10 protein-coding genes are annotated in these 19,061 nt (G+C 46.2%); 1 reads left to right on the plus strand and 9 read right to left on the minus strand.

Going from position 1 to position 19,061, the window contains the following annotated elements; genetic code table 11:
• Window positions 1-58: 58 nt before the first annotated feature.
• The 9 genes from ACPYIV_RS12880 to ACPYIV_RS12920 form a co-directional block, all read right to left on the minus strand.
• Window positions 59-1,216 carry an AraC family transcriptional regulator gene (locus ACPYIV_RS12880; RefSeq protein WP_293732090.1) on the minus strand — a complete coding sequence of 386 codons (1,158 nt, stop codon included), beginning with the start codon at window positions 1,214-1,216 and terminating at the stop codon, window positions 59-61.
• Window positions 1,209-2,528 carry a TolC family protein gene (locus tag ACPYIV_RS12885; protein ID WP_293740252.1) on the minus strand — a complete coding sequence of 440 codons (1,320 nt, stop codon included), beginning with the start codon at window positions 2,526-2,528 and terminating at the stop codon, window positions 1,209-1,211. Before ACPYIV_RS12885 ends, ACPYIV_RS12880 begins: the two co-directional genes overlap by 8 nt.
• 85 nt (window positions 2,529-2,613) lie before the next feature.
• Window positions 2,614-5,655, minus strand: a complete 3,042-nt coding sequence (locus ACPYIV_RS12890; RefSeq protein WP_293732092.1) for an efflux RND transporter permease subunit — start codon at window positions 5,653-5,655, stop codon at window positions 2,614-2,616.
• A gap of 8 nt (window positions 5,656-5,663) precedes the next feature.
• Window positions 5,664-6,761 carry an efflux RND transporter periplasmic adaptor subunit gene (locus ACPYIV_RS12895; protein WP_293740254.1) on the minus strand — a complete coding sequence of 366 codons (1,098 nt, stop codon included), beginning with the start codon at window positions 6,759-6,761 and terminating at the stop codon, window positions 5,664-5,666.
• A 188-nt stretch (window positions 6,762-6,949) separates the two neighbouring features.
• Entirely contained in the window at window positions 6,950-9,004 is a 2,055-nt protein-coding gene (locus ACPYIV_RS12900) for an alpha-L-fucosidase (protein WP_425883352.1), read from the minus strand.
• A gap of 159 nt (window positions 9,005-9,163) precedes the next feature.
• Complete coding sequence (locus ACPYIV_RS12905; protein WP_425883354.1) at window positions 9,164-10,660, minus strand: hypothetical protein; 1,497 nt, start codon at window positions 10,658-10,660, stop codon at window positions 9,164-9,166.
• On the minus strand, window positions 10,657-12,417 hold the full coding sequence (locus ACPYIV_RS12910) for a DUF6057 family protein (RefSeq protein WP_425883355.1): 1,761 nt from the start codon (window positions 12,415-12,417) through the stop codon (window positions 10,657-10,659). The genes ACPYIV_RS12905 and ACPYIV_RS12910 overlap by 4 nt, the downstream gene beginning before the upstream one ends.
• Window positions 12,418-12,493: 76 nt before the next feature.
• Window positions 12,494-14,245: a RagB/SusD family nutrient uptake outer membrane protein gene (locus tag ACPYIV_RS12915; protein WP_293732097.1), complete on the minus strand. Its 1,752-nt coding sequence runs from the start codon at window positions 14,243-14,245 to the stop codon at window positions 12,494-12,496.
• Between the two features lie 19 nt (window positions 14,246-14,264).
• A complete protein-coding gene (locus ACPYIV_RS12920) occupies window positions 14,265-17,561 on the minus strand; it encodes a SusC/RagA family TonB-linked outer membrane protein (RefSeq protein ID WP_293732098.1) in 3,297 nt (1,098 codons plus the stop codon).
• 897 nt (window positions 17,562-18,458) lie between these two features.
• Between ACPYIV_RS12920 and ACPYIV_RS12925 the strand changes: the two genes are divergently transcribed.
• On the plus strand, window positions 18,459-19,043 hold the full coding sequence (locus tag ACPYIV_RS12925) for an RNA polymerase sigma factor (RefSeq protein ID WP_293739025.1): 585 nt from the start codon (window positions 18,459-18,461) through the stop codon (window positions 19,041-19,043).
• The last annotated feature ends 18 nt before the right edge of the window (window positions 19,044-19,061 follow it).

Consider the following 19,061-nt stretch of genomic DNA (forward strand, 5'->3'; position numbering starts at 1 on the left):
CATTATTTTTCGCAATTAGGGTATAATCACGAAACAAAATCCTCAAAACACGAATACTTTACCGGATGGCAAACCGTTTTCGGTACTGCAATGGCGTCATGCCTTTCATTTTAACGAAAATGCGAGAGATGTTTTTGTAGTCGGTGAATCCGGCATTGGCCGCCGCTTCGACTAAAGGAAGGTGGGTTGCGATCAGCAGAGAGGCGAACTTATCGATGCGCTGCTGCTGAATGTACTGGTAGACGGACATACCGGTCTCGCCCTTGAATTTCTTTTCCAGCACACGGCGGGAATAGGGAATGATCCGGATCAGGTCGTCCACAGAAAGCGGATTGCGATAGTTCTCATCGATATAGTCCAGCACTTGGCCGATATATTTATCGGACACGGCAAAGCGCTCCGTCGAACCGCGGGCAACGATCCGTACCGGCTTGATGATAACGTCGACAGGAGCCGTGATTTTCTTCTCGATAAACTGGTGAAGCAACTTGCCGACTTCATACCCTCCGTTCTCGACATCCAGCTCGATCGAGGAGAGGGACGGGTCCGAGATATTGCACAACAGATTGTCATTGTCCACACCCAGGACGGCGATATCTCCGGGAATATCGATGTTGTACATTTTACAAACCTCTGTAATCTGCAAGGCATAATAATCGTCACAGGCAAAAAGGGCAACCGGTTTAGGCAGGTCGAGCAACCAACGGCTGACACGTTCGGCATCGAAGTTCCACTGTCCACCGGACATCTGTCCATCATCATCCAAGACATAAACGGGATAACCATGATCCGCCACCGTGTCCCGGAACCCTTCGCCCCGTTCCCGCATCCAGACCGTATCCAGAAAACCATAATAGGCAAAAGCCTTATATCCTTTGCGAATGAAAAAACTGGCTGCCATCACACCTGTGCCATAATAATCGCCGGTCAGGTTGGAGAGGCCGTGATAGCGCTCTTTGTAGTTCTGGACAATAATCGGGATATCGAGCCGGTTCAGAATATCCAGATCCACATCGGTCAACTGGGCAATAATCGCATCGGCTCCCCATTCCTCGGCCCAACGTACCACTCCTTCATCACCATGCAGTTCACGATAATAGAGCGGCATCCGGTAAAAGGCCCAGGGACCCGCCTCACGGGCATACCGGACCACACCTTCCAGCAGGCTACGTCCGTAGCCGCTGGAGAAATCCGTCAGCAACAGAATCTTAATCATGAAACATATCCATAATTTTTCCACTAAGCTGCAAAAGGGAGATTTCGCATATCTTGGTGGCATACTCGGCGATGGACTGCCGTTCTTCCGCTTCTAACAGGCTGTTCTGGGCTTCACGCAGTTCGATACCGGACAGGTCGCCCAGCTTGTAACGGTCGATCGCAATCCGGTAGTTCTCCTGTGCGGCAACTAAATTCTCTTTTTCCAGGCTCCACAAATCCAGGTTGTTCCGATAGGCCATCCAGAAATTGCTCATATCGGCCCGCAGCCCCAATTCCAGTTCCCGTGTACGCAGTTCCTGGTTCTGGATCTGGATCCGGGCATTCCGCTGCTCGCGTTTGCGGTTGAAACCGTCGAACACGTTGATGCCGACCGTCACACCGTAGTTCAACCCGAGACGGCGTTGGAGGTCGGTCGCTCCCACCTCGTACCAGTTCGCCGTATAACCATATCCTGCATTCAGCTTGACGTATGGATAGTTACGGCTCTTTATCTTTTTATAGTCTAACTCAGATATCACCTGGTTCTTCTTGGCGATCAGCAGGGATGAATTGGTCGAAAGCGTACTTTTCCAGAGTTCCACTTCGTCTAAGAACGGATTGGGGGTAATGAGGGAATCTTTGATCTGTACCTGCTCCTCCACATCTTCCAAAGCCATCAACCGGTTCAGACGGATCCGGGAAGTATGCACCTGCTCCAACTGGTTCAGGACATTGGAACTGTCGGCATTGAAATCGACCTGTGCCTGCTGGAGATCGAGGCGGGACATCGAACCGATATAATACCGTTCTTCCACGATACGCAAGCGTTCACGCGAAAGATCGAGCGTGGAATGGAGGTTGCGGAGGCGGATCTTCTGGCGGATCAGATTATAGTATTCGCTCGAAAGATCGGCAACGAAGTCCTCGATCGTCATGCGGGTGTTCAGTTCGCCTAAGTTCTGCAACTCTTTCAGTTTGTCGTAAGTGGCCTGTATGCCCAACCCGTCGAAAACGGTCCAGTTCACATTCAGGCCGACATCCGCCGTCTCGTTACTGACGCCGTTCGTCTTTTCGGTCGTGCCATCGGAGAGTTTATTGCTGTTGTTATTAAGCGTACCGCTAAGACCTCCGCTCAGGTCAACGGTCGGCAAATAGCCGGCATTGCCGGGAGTCGCATTGTTCGCGCTGACCTGCTGTTCGTTGCGAATGATGCGGATCGAGTAATTACGTTCCAATCCGGTCCGGATACAGTCGTCGAGGCTGAACACCCGTTGCGCCCTGGCCGGAACAACTGCAAATGCTATACATATTAATAAAAAGAGTCGCTTCATATTTCAAACTTTTATAGTCTTTCCCGTCTTAGCCCTTAGACGACACTCGTCTTAACCCTAAGACGACACCCGTCTTAAATAATTTTCAATTCTCAATTTTCAATTTCTTCTGCCTGTCGGTAGAAATAAAGCTGTACATTGCCGGGACGATAAACAACGTCAGGAAAGTAGAAACCATCATACCTCCCACAACAGCGATACCCATCGCAATACGTCCCTGTGCCCCTTCGCCCGATGCATATACCAGCGGGACCAACCCGAGGATCGTCGAAATACTCGTCATCAGGATCGGACGCAGACGTTGGACGGATGCCGAACGGATCGCCTCTGCCATACTTGAACCCGCCTCCTGCCGCTGGTTGGCAAACTCCACGATCAAGATACCGTTCTTCGCCACCAGACCGATCAGCATAATGATACCGATCTGGCTGAATATATTCATCGTCACACCCGAATAACTCATAAAGATCAACGCCCCCGCAATCGCCAGCGGAACGGTGAACATCACCACCAGCGGATCCTTGAAACTCTCGAACTGCGCCGCCAAGACCAGATAAATCATGAACAAAGCCAGAATCATGGCAAACATCAGGCTGGACGAACTCTCGCGAAACTCCTTCGACTCGCCGGAGAGTGCCGTACGGAAACTGTTGTCCAACGTCTCTGCCGCGATACGGTCCATTTCGTCTAAGCCGTCCCCGATCGTATATCCTTTGTTCAGGCCGCTGGACACGGTTGCCGCCACAAAACGGTTATAACGATATAACTGAGGCGGCGCCACGTCCTCTTTCAGTGAGACGAGGTTATCCAACTGGATCATCTCGCCCGTATTGCTGCGCACATAAATGGACCTCAGATCCAACGGCGTGTTACGCTGCTGGCGGTTGATCTCGCCCAATATCTGGTATTGTTTCCCATTCATATAGAAATAGCCCATGCGCTGGCCGCTCAATGCATATTGCAAGGTTTGCGCAATCGTACGGGTACTGACACCCAAAGACGAGGCCTTGTCGCGGTTGATCTCGATACGGGCCTCCGGTTTCGTAAACTTAAGATTCACATCCGCCATCTGGAACACCGGGCTTTCGCTTACCTTCTGCATGAAGGCAGGCAAATGCTCCTGCAGCTTCTCTAAGCTGGTCGCCTGCAAAACATACTGCACCGGCATACCGCCACGGCGGCCGCCGAAAGTGGACTGCTGTTGTACGAAAGCGCGTGCCTCCGTCTTGCCGCGCACATGGGCCGAAAGGACATCGGCTATCTCCATCTGCGAACGTTCACGTTCTTTGATATCGGGGAGCAGGACGGTGATATATCCCATGCTACTGTTCGCACGCACCGTCAGCGATTGGCGCTCCGGGGCGAGCGTATCGGCCATCGCAGCCACCTGATCCGTAAAGTCGCGTATATATTCGAAGGTCGCCCCTTCCTGTGCCGAGATGCGGATAGATATGGAAGAACGGTCTTCCAACGGAGAAAGTTCGGAACGGATCGTCCGCCAGAAATAACCGATAGAGCCGAAAAGGATCGCCACAATCGGCAACGCCCACCACTTGCGGTTCAGGAATGCATTCAGCGCCTTCGTATAGACATTGTTCATCCCGTCGAAGAAAGGTTCTGTCTTGGTATAGAGCCAACCTTTATTTTCACGTTTTTTCAACAACTTGGTCGCCAGCATCGGCGTGAAGGTCAATGCGACAAAAGAAGAGATCGTCACCGAACCGGCAATCACGATACTGAACTCCTTGAACAGACGTCCCGTCATCCCCTCCATAAACACAATCGGGAGGAAGACGGACACCAGCGTCACCGTTGTCGAGACGACGGCAAAGAAGATCTCCTTCGATCCTTCTATACCCGCCTCTTTCGGTTCCATCCCCTGCTCGATACGCACATAGATATTCTCCGCCATCACAATGGCATCATCCACCACTAAGCCGACCGAGAGTACCACGGCCAACATCGTCAGCACGTTAATGGAGAATCCGGAAATATACATCACGAAAAACGCCCCCACCAGCGAAACCGGAATAACCACCACAGGCACCAGCGTCACGCGCCAGTCGCGCAGGAAAAGGAAGATGATCAGTACCACCAGCAGAAAAGCGACATAGATCGTCTCTTCCACTTCGCTGATAGAAGCACGGATAAAGCGGGTGTTGTCATAGACCATTTCGACCGTCACATCTTCGGGCAGGTCTTTCTTCAGTTGCTCGATACGTTTGTATGCCTCATCGGCAATCTCGATCTGGTTGGCTCCGGGCTGCGGGATGATCACGTCGATCACCATCGGTTCGCCGTTCTTGCGCATCACGCTTCGCAAATCCTCCGGGCTTACTTCCGCCCTGCCGACATCCTGAAAACGGATGATATTATCACCTTCCTGTTTAATGATCAGGTCGTTAAACTCTTTAGCCGTATGCATCAGCCCTAACGTACGGATGGACAGGTCGATCGTATTTCCCTCGATGCTGCCGGAAGGAAGCTCCACGTTTTCAGCATCCACCGCATTTTTCACATCCAACGGAGTGACGCCATAGCCTGCCATCTTGATCGGGTCCAGCCACAAGCGCATGGAATAACGCTTCTCTCCCCATATATCGACGCTACTCACGTTCGGAATGGTCTGGAGCCGTTCCTTCACCGTCAGTTCGGCGATTTCGCTTAATTCCATCAACGACCGTTTGCTACTCCGGATACCGATCTGCATAATCGGCGTTGCATCCGCATCCGCTTTCGACACGGTAGGAGGGTCGCAATCCCGCGGAAGGTAACGCTGGGCGCGCGAAACTTTGTCACGCACATCGTTTGCCGCCGTTTCCAAGTCGACTGACAATTCAAATTCCACCGTGATGCGGCAACTGCCCTGGCTGCTGACACTACTTAGCGAGCGGATGCCGGGAATACCGTTGATATTCTGTTCCAACGGCTCCGTAATCTGGTTCATGATCACCTCCGCATTAGCCCCCGGGTAGGAGACATTGACCGAGATAATCGGGTTATCCACACTCGGGAACTCACGCACCCCCAGGAACTTATAGCCGATCATTCCGAACAACAGGAGGATAATCATCATCACTGTCGAAAGAACGGGTCTCTTTATGCTTATTTCAGAAATATTCGCCATATCGCTCCTTACTTCAGATTATCAATCGCAACTTTCATACCCGTGCGGAGCTGCATCACACCGGAGGTGATCACCGTATCGCCCACACTCAGCCCTTTCAGCACCTGGACCTGGCTTTCCGTACGAAGTCCCAGAATAATCTCGGCAGGTTCCGCCACACCTCCCTTATACAAATAAACGATGTTTTTCCCCATTTCAGGGATCAGCGCCTCGCTGGGGATAGCCAATGCATCCTCTATCTCGCGGCGGGTAATTTCGACAGAGGTATAACGTCCCGGCACGATCGACTCATCCCGGTTCGGATAGGTCGCACGTACTTTCAGCGAACGGGTCGCCTCGTCGATTTTACTCTCTACGGCATAAACGGTCGCTTTATAGTCCTGCATCATGCCGACGGACGAGTTCATCCTGAACACGATCGGTGTGCCGTCCTTGATATCCGCCGAGTAGCGTTCGGGAACGGAAAACTCGATTTTCAGAGGAGAAATTTTTGTCAGTTTGGTGATAACGGTCGAGGGAGAGGCATAGGCGCCTTCGCTGACATTTCGAAGACCGATGATCCCGTCGAACGGCGCCCGTAGCTCGGTCTGGGCGATATTGGCCTTTACCAGCTCGATGTCCGCCATCAGTTTTTCATATTCGGTCGCCACCTGTTCATAGGCTTCCTGGCTGACAGCGTCCTTTTCCAGAAGCGTATGCTGGCGATATACGCGGTCTTTGGCCAGCGGCACCTGCGCCTCCAACTTTTTCAGTTCGGCCTGTAACGGTTTATCGTTGATTTTAGCAAGCAGGTCACCGGCTTTCACATGCGTTCCTTCCGTGAAATAGATAGCCACGATCTTGCCCGACGACTCGAACGACAGATCCACCTCTTCATCGGGAATCGTACTGCCGGTTACAATGGTTTTATCGGTCAAAGACTGATATTTCAACACTTCCGCATTAATATTCAAAACTTGTTTCCGAACCTGGTTTCCGGCAGGCGGAACCACTTCGGCTGCATCCTTGGATGCTTTCATCCGGCTTTTAATCTGCGGATAAGCGATCATCCCGACAATCATCAAAACAATTACGGCAGTCACGCTCCACTTCACTTTCTTTGTCATATTTTCCAGGTATTCTACTTAAAAACACGTATTGACACGTAAATATACATAAAGTACGTGCAAATATAGACGAACCGGTAACAAAAAGGTTTAATAAAAAACAAACTTTTATTTTCTTCCGACAGAAAAAAGACAGCAAGGACCTTCACAGGCACTTGCTGTCAAACACAAATTATGTTGAAAATCGTTTAGTCTTCCGTGATAACGGAGAACTCAGCAATTCCAACACGTTTTACGTTATCCACTATTCGTGTCGCCTTAAAAACTAATTTTTGGCCTTTGACAGGCGCAAAACGTATTTCTTGTTCAATCGGGTTATGCTTGATGTTCGAGAACTCACCGGAGGCCACGACCTTTCCGTCCACTAACAGTTGGAAGTTCGAAATATGTCCCTGTGAATCACGTCCCTGGTTGGGTGTATAAACAAAACCGCTGATCGTATGGGGAGCAGCCAGCTCCACAACTATTTCGTTCTTACCAACGGGCAGGTAATAGGTAGAATAGCCATTTCCGTCAAACATGAGATCCGCCTGTTCGTCGGAAGGGCTAAGCACCTTATAATCGGCAGCAGGCAAATCGAAGTTACGGATGGCAACAGGGCCGGATTTGCCGGACTGGGCATCGTAAGTAACCGCCTTGACCGTTCCTTTATGGTCCAATGTAAAAGGAGCATCATATTTTGCGGACTGTGCCGTCGGCTCCGATCCATCTACCGTATAATAGATGTCGGCTCCCTCGCTTTCCACTCCGATGCGCACTTCGTTCTTTGCATTTCGCACAATGCGCGGCTGTTCCAGCAAAGGAGGAGCCAGAAATGCTTCCACATTATTAATGCACAATGGTCCTTTCGCCTCCGTGAAATGGATGCGCAAAGCATCTGCCGGAGTCGTTTTGAAACGGACGAGACGTTTGTAACCCACTGTCGAAAGCGTATCGGCTGTTTCGACCGGCATCCATTTGCCATCTTTTTCCACTTCTATGGTAAAGGCGCATACACGCTGTCCGAGCGGGATATATTCCTGTATCATGACCCGGTTCAGCGAAGTTCCTGCCGGTAGCGGGAAAGTCAGGGAGCCGTCCGTTACCTCATCGGAAGTCGCCCAATAAGAATCCCAGTTGCCGTCCGTCACGTTTGCGGGCTTATAAGCACCGCCGCGGGTTTCGTTTGCCTTCGGCTTGATGCCGGCCAAAAGGTTCTCTTTCAACTCTGTCTGCATCGTATGATACCAGTCGACGGCGCGGGCGGAATCGACCGGATGGATCTGTCCGCTGAGGGCTACCGGGAAGTTCAGCAGGAAGTTGGCATTATGCCCTACGCTGCGGTAATAAAGGTCCACCAGGTTCGGAACGGTACGTACCTGATGATCCTCACGATGGTGGTAAAACCATCCCGGACGGATCGACACGTCACATTCTCCCGGCAACCACCGGTCGCCGTCTTTCATGCCCCATTGATTCTGTGTATAATGGGTTTCCTTATCCAGAGAATAGGGCGACCAGTTCGTTTCGCCAGCCCAACCGGACTCATTGCCGATCCAACGGATATCGGGAACCGTCCCGCCGAAGATCATCGCTCCCGGATGTTTCGCCTTGATCATCTCACGGGCCGTCTCATAACCGTAATACGTTTTCGGATCGATCGAACGTGTTTCATTCGCTCCGCCGTACCAACCGTTTCCACCATTCGCTCCGTCAAACCAAAACTCGAACAGCGGGCCGTAATTGGAAGTCAACTCGTTGATCTGTTCGTGGTAGGTCTTTTGGTAGCCTTCCCGCCCATATTCGGAATTATGGCGATCCCAGGGAGAAAGGTAAAGCCCGAATTTCAAGCCGTGCTTCTTGCAGGCATCGGACAGTTCGCGAACCATATCGCCTTTTCCACCTTTATAAGGGGAATTGGAGATATTATAATCGACCGTCTTCGTCGGCCATAAACAAAAACCGTCATGGTGCTTAGCAGTCAGGATCACGCCTTTCAAACCAGCCGCCTTGATAATCCGCACCCATTGTTCACAATCCAAGTCTGTCGGGTTAAACGTTTCGGCGGGTGTATTTCCATATCCCCATTCCAAATCATTAAACGTATTCAACCCGAAATGCACAAATGCATAGTTTTCCATTTTCTGCCACTCGATCTGTTCCGGCGTCGGAACCGGCAAAACAGGTGCAGGCGGTTCCACTTCCTTACAGGAAAGGAACAACCCGGCAAACATACCGGCAATTAAAAGATTCTTTGTGTTCATGTTACTGTATATTACTATATGTTAGTTTTCAAATCATGTTTCACATCCACATATCTTATTGAGATACATCCTCTTGTTGTGAACCCTGGTTTATTTATTCCATGCTTGTCCGTCCTCAAGCGGACAGGCAGTTATCCGGTAATGGCCCGGCATCCGTTTTCAGCGGCTGCCGGGCCGTTTCTTTTGATTCAGGTCCGAACCGCTCCCGGCAAACTTCACTTTCCGAAGATTCCCTTCCTTTACTTGTGAAGCCAACTTATAAGTATCCGTTTTCACTTTGCCCTTGATAAATTCCGGGATATTATACGATTTGGTCAGGAAAGTATAATAGTCCGTCGATTTTTGGGGCAAGACGAACGGTTTGGAGAGAACGCCTCCTTCACCGACGTGGGCGATGAAAGGACGTGTGTACAGGCCGTCCAGACGACGGCTGCTGAATACCACCCATTTGCTGTTGGACGACCAGGAATGATAGCTGTCCGTATCGGGACTGTTCGCATCGTCCGCCGGAACCTGCTCACCTGTACGCAGGTCGAACATACACAGGTCCGCATCTTTATGCCAGATCGGGAACGTACCGTAAGAGGTCGTTGTACAGAGCAGGTACTTCCCGTCCGGCGAAACACGCGGGAACAGGATGCTCCGCTGCTCCATTTCCGCCTGAAAGATCGTGTCGACAACAGAACCGAATGTCCGGCTTTCCGGATCGAAAGATATACGACAAAGGCTATAGCGAAGGTCACGCAATTCGCCCGGAACCTTCAATGCCGGGGCGGAACAAAAGTAAAGTTGTTTTCCATCCGGTGAAAAGGTGGGAAATGTTTCAAAACGCTTTTTCGAGAACAATGCTTGCGTCGTGACGATTTCCTGTTTTTCTACATCGTAGACGACGACATCCGATACCTTGTCATATACTTCTGTACGATGTACCGGATGCGTATCCTGAGTTGTATTATTGATGGAAAAAGCAACAAACTTTCCCGAAGGATGCCAGGAAGGATAGACCAATGCCGATATCGTCCGATCGGTTTTCGTATCGAGCGTTTCTATCCGATCGCCATCCACCAACACGGTACAACCATGTTTTGCACGGACATGAAACAGCATTTTATCCGGATCCTGCATACAAAACGAATGACAGTTCATGCAGTTATTATCCGTCAGGCGGTTTTCCAGAATCGGCTCCTGATCGAAAGAAGCCAGTTCCCGCTGATAGATTCCCATCTCGTTCCACAGCTGGTAACCGGGATCGATCAGGCGGTAAGCAATATACGGATCGACCGGATCTTCCGAAACCCGGATATGGAACGGAAGAAAGGCATTCCATTTCCCCTTTTCTTCCGTCAGGACAGAAACTTCCACCTGTTTGCCCTTTGCCGCAACCAACAACTTTTTCCAGTCCGCTTCAGGAATAGAAAATGCTCCGTCGGAGGCATAAACGGCAAATGTATATCCTTCGGCCGTGAATACCGCACACGCTTTTCCATCCGTCCGCACACTGAAATTCAACGGAGCGATCGATTCCGGCACAGTCACACCGGCATAATCCGGATAGATAACCGGCAGTTTCTCTATCTGCCCGGAGACGGCAGGCGGCTGGTTGGAAGAACATCCTCCCAACAGCAACAGGAATATGTAGAAAAACAATTGTTTCATTTGTCTATCGTATTAAACATATAATAGTACCAATACGTCTTGCCATACTCGGACGCCAAAGCCACCGCCGGGTTCTGTCCCGAACGGGAAATATCCTGTACCTTCTGCATAAAAGCAAGCGCCTTGTTCCTCACTTTGATGCTCACACCGTGCTCCAGCCAGAAATGCGGATCATTGGGGCTGCAAATCACAATCGCCTCCTGCTGGCACTCCGTCATATCACGCCAGGCGGGGGTGCGGTACAAGCTCTCCTGCAAGACTCTATATGTCTCAATGTCTTTATTCAAGAGCAAAAACGAAGTCAGATACTGTAATCCCACCTTGTTTTCCGGACAAGACGGAACCAGATGAATCAGAGTGCTGACCGGGTCTGTATATACTTCGGGAATAAGCGTTTCCGCTTTCCAGCAACGGCGTCTCACGCCCAATTCCTTATCTTCTTCTATAGCCTGGTCATTATAGAGAAAACGGCGATGAGCAGCGGCCCAGTCCTTATAATACCAAGTGTTTTCCAATAACCGTATATATTTTTCCGCGGCCGGATAAGCCCCCGTAATAAGATTGGTTTCCACCAACCTTTTCAACATCCGGGGATTTCCGGAAGGATGCGAACTGACGAATGCCTCAAAAGCGAACTTCTGCGCCGTACTGATGATTCCCATGCAATAATAGAGGTCACTATGCAGCTCCGCTGTAAATACCGACTGGTCCCAGCGTAACATCAACGTCTCGATTCCGCGTTGCGGATAATCCAACAACCTTTCCGAAAGTATCCCTTTGTGGGCAAGCGCTAAGTTCAAACCGCACATACGGCGCTTGGACAGAGTGGTTTGATTAAACGACGTTATCACCTTATCCCATTCTCCATTGCGAATATAATAGTCCTGTTCGAGATGGTCGATCGTATCTAATCGTCCCCAATGCATAATTCCCTCATAAGCTACGAACCCCATCACCACCCACTGAATCCCGATCCAAATACATTTTTTCTTTAAAGATGTGGGTTCTTTCCATTTTCTTAAATACGCGCCCAATACCATCATAACCGGCAAGGCATACCAGGAATAATAGATCCGGGAAGTGTGTAACATCGGATCATAATAGGCATCCGGTAAAAAAGCGAACTTCAAATTCCTGCTAAATCCTAAATAAGTCCCGATAACAGCAGACAAAACAGCAACAAGCGGATAGACCAAACTTGTATATTTTTTATTTCCATTGGTAAGAAAATCAAACAACAAAGCGGAAAGAGCAAATAAATGAACAACAGGTCCGCCAATGCAATATAATACAGGGATTAAGCAAATTCCGTATATCAACCGAATCTTGGGCTTCAGATTCGTGTACAACCATAAGAAGAACAATAAAAAAAGATAAGCGACCGTTCCCTGTTCTTGATAATCGTAATCCAATTGCATAATAAACAAGGAAAGCCAAGGAAGCAGGCCGACGAAAGGAAGATCGTAACGCAATGCTATTTTCTTTAAAAAGAGGAAAGAAAAAAAAGCAATTCCTGTCAGAATAAGTGCAGCGATAACAGGCCCTATACCTATTACGACATAAAACTGAGAAAGAAATTCTGAAATATAAAGAGCGACACCACCGGCCTGCCCTAACGTAGTAGTTGCGTATTGGTTTGTAAACTGAAACATTTGCAATTGCTCCTTAAAGGGGAACAAATAGCAAAAGGCATAATAAAAGACTGTCACTTGCAAAAGGAACAAGAGGAATCCGGATATTAAGCTCTTATATTTCATATAGATACATAATGAAAAAGACAGGAAGACTATGCCAAAATGACTTTTGACACAGTCCTCACCTGTCAATTATTTATCATTTCCAACCTGGGTTCTGTTCCAGATTCGGATTCAATGTCAATTCGTCTGTCGGTAATGGGCTTAACCAACGCTTATCGTCGGCAGACCATTTGCGACCTGCATCATTCAAGTTCTTGCTCGGATACTGGTACAAATAAGTTTTACCTTGATATTCAATAACCGGACGACCACCTTCACCTCCAAATGTGATATTACCTGGTTTATATTGTTCACGGACAGCGTCGGTAACTCGAACACCGAACATGGTTTTTGGATTTTCTAAAGCAGTCATACCGTTCCAACGTTTCAAATCGTCTAAACGGAAGCCTTCTGCAACCAGTTCAATACGACGTTCACGACGGATTTCATAAATCAGGGGAGATACAGAATAACCATAATTGATGGCAGCAGGGTCAGCAACCGGATTGGTTGTCAAATGAGGCATATCTACACGATCACGCAACAGATTAATGGTCTGATCCAACACAGCTTGAGTACATTGTCCTAATTCTGCATTTGCTTCTGCATTGATCAGCAAAACTTCTGCATAACGATATACAAACCAGTCATAAGAAGTCTGGTTTGCTTCCCATTGTGCCTGTAACGGAGAACGGTATTTTACACACGGATAACCTGTTACGGCGCTTGTAGCACTACAATCCGGATAAGGATTCGTCTGACGTTCTCCATTAATAATCGTGTAAGGCTTGTGCTGGTTGTCTACTATCTGATACATACGCGGATCGCGATTTTCAAATTCATTATCCAGCGTTTCATCACCTTTATACTGATCACTGATCGATATAGGTTTTCCATCTTTACAAAGAAATGATTCGACAAAATCTTTAGACAAACCGGTTCCGCTGCTTCCAGCCTGACGGCCTGTTTCATGCATTAAAACACCTGTTTCATAAATACGTGCCAAAATGCATTCTTTGTTCTTTGTCAAATCTTCCTGAACAAACTGATTTGAATAATACAAAGGATAATTCTCAAACGGATCTTGACCGCAACCGGCATCCGAACCTTTGACAATTTCATAATTTCCCGTTGCGATAACGTCATTTGTCAGACTAACTGCTTTTTTCAATAGTTCTTCTGAAGAAGGAGTACCGCTTTCATTATGGTATTTTTTGTATGTGCCGAAATACAAACATACACGTGCTAATTGAGTACGAGCTGCATCTTTAGTCAAACGGCCACTTTCCTGCTGTCCATAATCAGGTAACCACTGAATCGCAAATTCCAGATCTTCTATAACCTTGCCCAATACGAAATCACGGGAATCCCGACCTTTATAAAGTTCTTCCGTATCAGAAGTCTGCAAGTCCTTTTCATACCAAGGGACATCTCCGAATTTCTTTATCTTGCCGAAATAGTCCAATGCACGGAAGAAACGAACTTCGGCTACATACAGATTGATTTCGCTTTCAAGACCTTCCACACGCTTATAGCGTTGAAGGAAGAAGTTACACGCACGGATATTATTCCATTTCCAATCTGCGTTATCAGCCGTTGTCGGAATCACAATTTCATTAAATAGCGTTGAACTATAATTGGTTGTCACACAATTGTCGCTTGTGTTGTCCTTGTCTACGCCTGGTTTATCCAAATTATCATATAAACCGTTTGCATAATATTTCAGATCGCTAACCTTGGTCCAATACGATTCGTCAGTAAAAGAATCGATTGGCTTTTTATCAGTCACATCGCAGGAGTTCATCAATCCTACAGCTGCAACCATTCCAAAAATATATTTCAGTTTCATATATGTTCCTTGTTTTTTATTAGAATGTTAAATTAAGTCCGATAGAATACTTCTTCTGAATCGGATAAGACATATTATTCAAAGTCTCAGGATCGAATGAATCGATAAGAGGAGTGAATGTTAACAAGTTTTCGCCCAATACATATACTCTCAGACGGCTGATGCCAACTTTAGAAAGATGCTTTTGTGGAATTGTATAACCGATGGTCAGATTCTTCAAACGCAAATAAGCGGCATTTTGTAAATAACGATCTGTGTTTTGTCTATTACCACCGTTTACCCAAGTCGGACGCGGGAAATATGCACCTGTATTTTCAGGTGTCCAATAATCCAAAGCTTCTTTCAAAGGAGTATCCCATTCTGAAGTGATTCCCCAGAAAGCATTACCGCCGCACATGTAATCACGTTTTCCAATTCCTTGCCAGAACATTTCAAAGTCAAAGCCTTTATATTCGAAACCGGCAGTAAAACCGTAACTGTAGCGAGGAGTATCATTACCGATGATTTTTTCATCTCCCATATTGCTTAATGTTTTACCCTTCGTGATTTTTCCATCATTATTACGGTCGACGTAGCTTACATCACCTGCTGCCCATGTTCCGCCATATAATTCGGATTTATCTAATTTCTGTGCATCAGCATCTGTTTGGTACAAACCATTGGATTCATAACCATAAATTGTTCCAATCTTATAGCCTTCGTAATACATATTTTTATTATCTTTATCTCGAAGAGTTCCTGTCGGATTAGCAAATCGGGTAATTTCTGATTGATAGTCAGACAAAACACCTTTCACCCAATAGCCAAATCCACTTTCCAAACGATCATTCCATCCAAGGGACAATTCCCATCCTGTCGTTTTCAAATCAGCAGCATTTTCAACTGGAACACTGGCCCCTAATACAGCAGGCAATGCCTGTCCAGCTGTTAACATATCTTTTGTATCACGACGATACCAGTCAAAACCGGCACTCAAGCGCTGGTTCAAGAAAATAGCATCGAAACCGAAGTCCATCTGATTAACTGTTTCCCAAGTAAATGCAGCACTAACCAAGCCGGCCGGTGTAACGGCGACTGGACGAGCACCTCCTAAAATCATGCCATAGCTGGTTTTTGTTCCATAAGATGCCAAATAAGGGAAGTTTCCTAAATCACCTGTAACTTGATTACCCAACGAGCCATAAGAAGCACGAATCTTCATGTCATCCCACCATGTTCTTAATGGTTCCCAGAATGATTCCCCGGAAATACGCCAAGCAGCAGATACTGAAGGGAAGAATGCATAACGATCATCTTTCGGGAATTTGGAAGAACCGTCATAACGTCCGTTAAATTCAATCAGATAACGTTGTTCGTAGTTATAATTCAACCGGAAGAAGAAACCGTTTATAGACCAGTGAGTTTCTTCATATCCAACGTTCTTTTCACCTGTAGCTAAGTTCATTGCCGGATTAGAATCGTCAATCAATCCTTTACGACCAGCCCAAAAATATTTATTATGCTTATATTCCTGGTTGTAACCAGCCATCACCTTGAAATTATGAGAGCTATTGAAAGTTTTTGTATATTCGGCAAAAGCATTGAAAGCCGTATAATAATCCTCGTTATTTGTCATTACTACACTGCTTGGGTTTGTCCAGGGATAAACACCCTCTGTTCCAGCGACAGCCTTATACTCCGTAAAACTCTGCACATGTTGTTTAGAGCCTTTATTATACATATTGAATGTATAGTCTGCATTTATAATCAGCCCTTCCAATGGAGTAATGCGGATAGCACCTGTCATCCATAAGTCATTTTGCTTATAGTCGTTATTACCACCCTGTGCTTGTAAAGCGATCGGGTTCGTATAACTACCCATACCGGCATAATAACGTTGGCCGTTATCCACATATTGCTTGCCTCCAAGCGTTGTAATGCCTAACGTCGGATCGTTGATTGCAGCAGCTCCGGCTGTATTATATAAAAGTCCGGTGTGGCCATGATAGACAGGCATTAACGGGCTCAAGTCATTTTTCATCATACCGCTATAAGCCTCAATACCAGACCATGCCGTAGAGTTCATTGCTGTTGTACCGCCGGAAGGATGGGACTCTTTCGTATAAGTATGCATAACTTTAGCAGAAACATTCAACCACTTTGTAACATCAGTTGAAACATTCATGTTTACGTTAAACTTATGGTAACTATCATCTGCCTCTTTTAACAAACCTCCAACATCATTATAACCAACAGAAGCATAATAAGTCGTTTTTTCACTACCCCCGTTAACATTGACATTATACATTTGAGAGAAGCTTGCTTTTTTATACAATTCGCGGAACCAGTCTGTATTACCGCAATACTGCCACTTGTTCGGATCAGACGATTCATTATAAAATTCAGGATAAGCATATTCACCATTGGCATATGCTTCCGCATATTTATAAACATCTTCATTATAATAATGACCGTTACCACCACCATTCTGGTAGGCCAAATCCTTCATCGTCAGGAATTCCATTGAATTTGCATTCTGAATTCGCTTAGAAGGACTTTGCCAATAACCATTGGCAGTCAAAGAAACCTGAGGTTTACGTTCCTTCTTTCCTTGTTTAGTTGTTATCAAAATGACACCATAGGCAGCACGTGCACCATAGATAGCAGCAGATGCGGCATCTTTCAAGACAGAGATAGAAGCAATATCATCCGGATTAACCAAGTTTGCATCCATCTGTACGTTATCGACCAACACCAACGGGCTACCACCATTGATAGATGTTGTACCACGAACGTTGAAATCAGATCCTTTACCCGGAGCGCCGGATTTGATGGTTACGTTCAAGTTAGGAACGACACCCTGCAAACCTTGTCCGATATTGGCGATAGGACGGTTTTCCAAAACATCACCTGCCACCTGTGCAACCGCACCGGTCAGGTTAGCTTTCTTTTGTGTGCCATAACCTACGACCACAACTTCTTCAAGAGCTTGTGAATCTTCCTTCAAATTGATTTTCAAAGATGATTGTCCAGTATACTTGATCTCCTGCGTAACATATCCGATAAAAGAAATCTGGATAATATCTCCTTTGTTTACACCATCTAAAGTAAAGTTACCGTCCATATCGGTAACGTTACCATTAGTCGTTCCTTTTACTACCACAGATGCACCGGCTACAGGGCCCAAAGCATCTTCTACAACACCGGACACTTTCCCGTTTTGTTGGAAAATGTTCGTTTCTTGCTTAAACGGTGCAGTTTCAGCAAAAGCACCTACGGGGACAGCTAAGGCTCCCGAAAGCAAAATCAAACTTACTAATTTAGTTTTCTTCAACATAGAGTATATATTTAAAAGAATAATACATACTACGAAAATGGCTTTCATCTTTTGAGTGTCTCGTTAGATCAGGCTCATTAGATTTGGCATATTTTTATAGCGTTTTTCTGTGTTTTTATATTTAGTTCTATCAGAACTAATGCATTTGCTAAGAAACATATACAATTGATGTGATTTTTTTACAATTAACACGGTTTACAAATAAATACCAAATGATTATTTAAGGTAGGATTAATCAAAATCATTGATATTACGAGGCATTAGTTAGAAATATATAAATCCAAATTGTTAAAATCGAACCTCGCACTAACTTTTTTAATAATAATACACACAATGAAATGAAATTTTCATATCTTTGGCCCAGAAATGAGATAATTGAAAACCATAGTTCTGATAGAACTCACACTAATTCCACAATGCCTACTCTTAAAATATAATCTTATTTTTATAATATTACCCATTTATCTGAATATTTTGCAGTTATGTATTTTCCCATTCGCACAGGACGTACTTCTAAATCGGCTAAGAAGAAGATATAGGAACGATGAGTAATGAAACACAATGCCTCTGTTAAATTTTCCAACATAACCGGAAAGAAAAAAACTTTACTTGGGATGTATCTGAAATGAGTCGGAATGAAATTGGAATTTTGCCTCTATCAATTCCTTAACCGACAGCTGTCGGCTAACTGTTCCACAACTGTCAGCCAGCTGTTCGACATTTGTCGGCTGGCTGGCTGACAGTTGTCGGATAAGAAATAAATACTATACGAATTGAAAACAGATACCGATTATACGGAATTATCATCCGGATAATAAAAAATAAGTCCGGGACAACGATACCGGAACGTTCGTTATTCTGATAAAAGTCTTATATTTGTGTCCATACAGCAAATTTATGCGGGAAGACGAAAGTAAAATAAAATGGGACTTATTCTTAGCCGGTGATAATGAAGCTTATTGCTGGATATACAAGGTCTACATACAAATGCTATTCCGTTACGGCCATCGTTTCACCTCCGATACGGAACTTATAAAAGATTGCATACAGGACGTTTTTACCGGATTATACAAAAACAGGAAACAACTGGTCACCCCCAAAAACATAAAAGTGTACCTGCTCATCTCTTTGAAGAATAACCTGCTCAACGCCCTTTACAGGAAAGACCGCTTTACGCCTTATAATAATGAAACAGTCTCCTTCACGCTCGGACTGACCGTTGAAGAACAGTATGTAAACGACGAACAACAAACCAACCAACAGAAAAAGGTACAGGAAATCCTGAATGTACTGACCCCGCGCCAAAAGGAAATCATCTATTACCGTTTTATCCAGGAACTTAGTTTCGATGAAATCTGTATCATGATGGACATGAATTACCAGTCCGCACAAAACCTGATTCAACGCTCTCTGAAGAAGATACGCGACTTATACGGACCGGCAGAAGTATTCCTCCTGCTCCTATCCATTTCCGCCCAATAAGAAAAATAAAAAAATTCC

This window comes from Parabacteroides vesiculifaciens (genome assembly GCF_049860805.1).
In the GTDB taxonomy this organism is placed as follows: Bacteria; Bacteroidota; Bacteroidia; order Bacteroidales; family Tannerellaceae; genus Parabacteroides.

What these genes read in the sequence shown, in the direction of transcription:
- ACPYIV_RS12915 (WP_293732097.1), bottom strand. Translation starts at nt 14,245, where the DNA reads ATGAAACTGAAATATATTTTTGGAATGGTTGCAGCTGTAGGATTGATG.
- ACPYIV_RS12905 (WP_425883354.1), bottom strand. Translation starts at nt 10,660, where the DNA reads ATGAAACAATTGTTTTTCTACATATTCCTGTTGCTGTTGGGAGGATGT.
- ACPYIV_RS12895 (WP_293740254.1), bottom strand. Translation starts at nt 6,761, where the DNA reads ATGACAAAGAAAGTGAAGTGGAGCGTGACTGCCGTAATTGTTTTGATG.
- ACPYIV_RS12910 (WP_425883355.1), bottom strand. Translation starts at nt 12,417, where the DNA reads ATGAAATATAAGAGCTTAATATCCGGATTCCTCTTGTTCCTTTTGCAA.
- ACPYIV_RS12890 (WP_293732092.1), bottom strand. Translation starts at nt 5,655, where the DNA reads ATGGCGAATATTTCTGAAATAAGCATAAAGAGACCCGTTCTTTCGACA.
- ACPYIV_RS12880 (WP_293732090.1), bottom strand. Translation starts at nt 1,216, where the DNA reads ATGATTAAGATTCTGTTGCTGACGGATTTCTCCAGCGGCTACGGACGT.
- ACPYIV_RS12920 (WP_293732098.1), bottom strand. Translation starts at nt 17,561, where the DNA reads ATGTTGAAGAAAACTAAATTAGTAAGTTTGATTTTGCTTTCGGGAGCC.
- ACPYIV_RS12925 (WP_293739025.1), top strand. Translation starts at nt 18,459, where the DNA reads ATGCGGGAAGACGAAAGTAAAATAAAATGGGACTTATTCTTAGCCGGT.
- ACPYIV_RS12900 (WP_425883352.1), bottom strand. Translation starts at nt 9,004, where the DNA reads ATGAACACAAAGAATCTTTTAATTGCCGGTATGTTTGCCGGGTTGTTC.
- ACPYIV_RS12885 (WP_293740252.1), bottom strand. Translation starts at nt 2,528, where the DNA reads ATGAAGCGACTCTTTTTATTAATATGTATAGCATTTGCAGTTGTTCCG.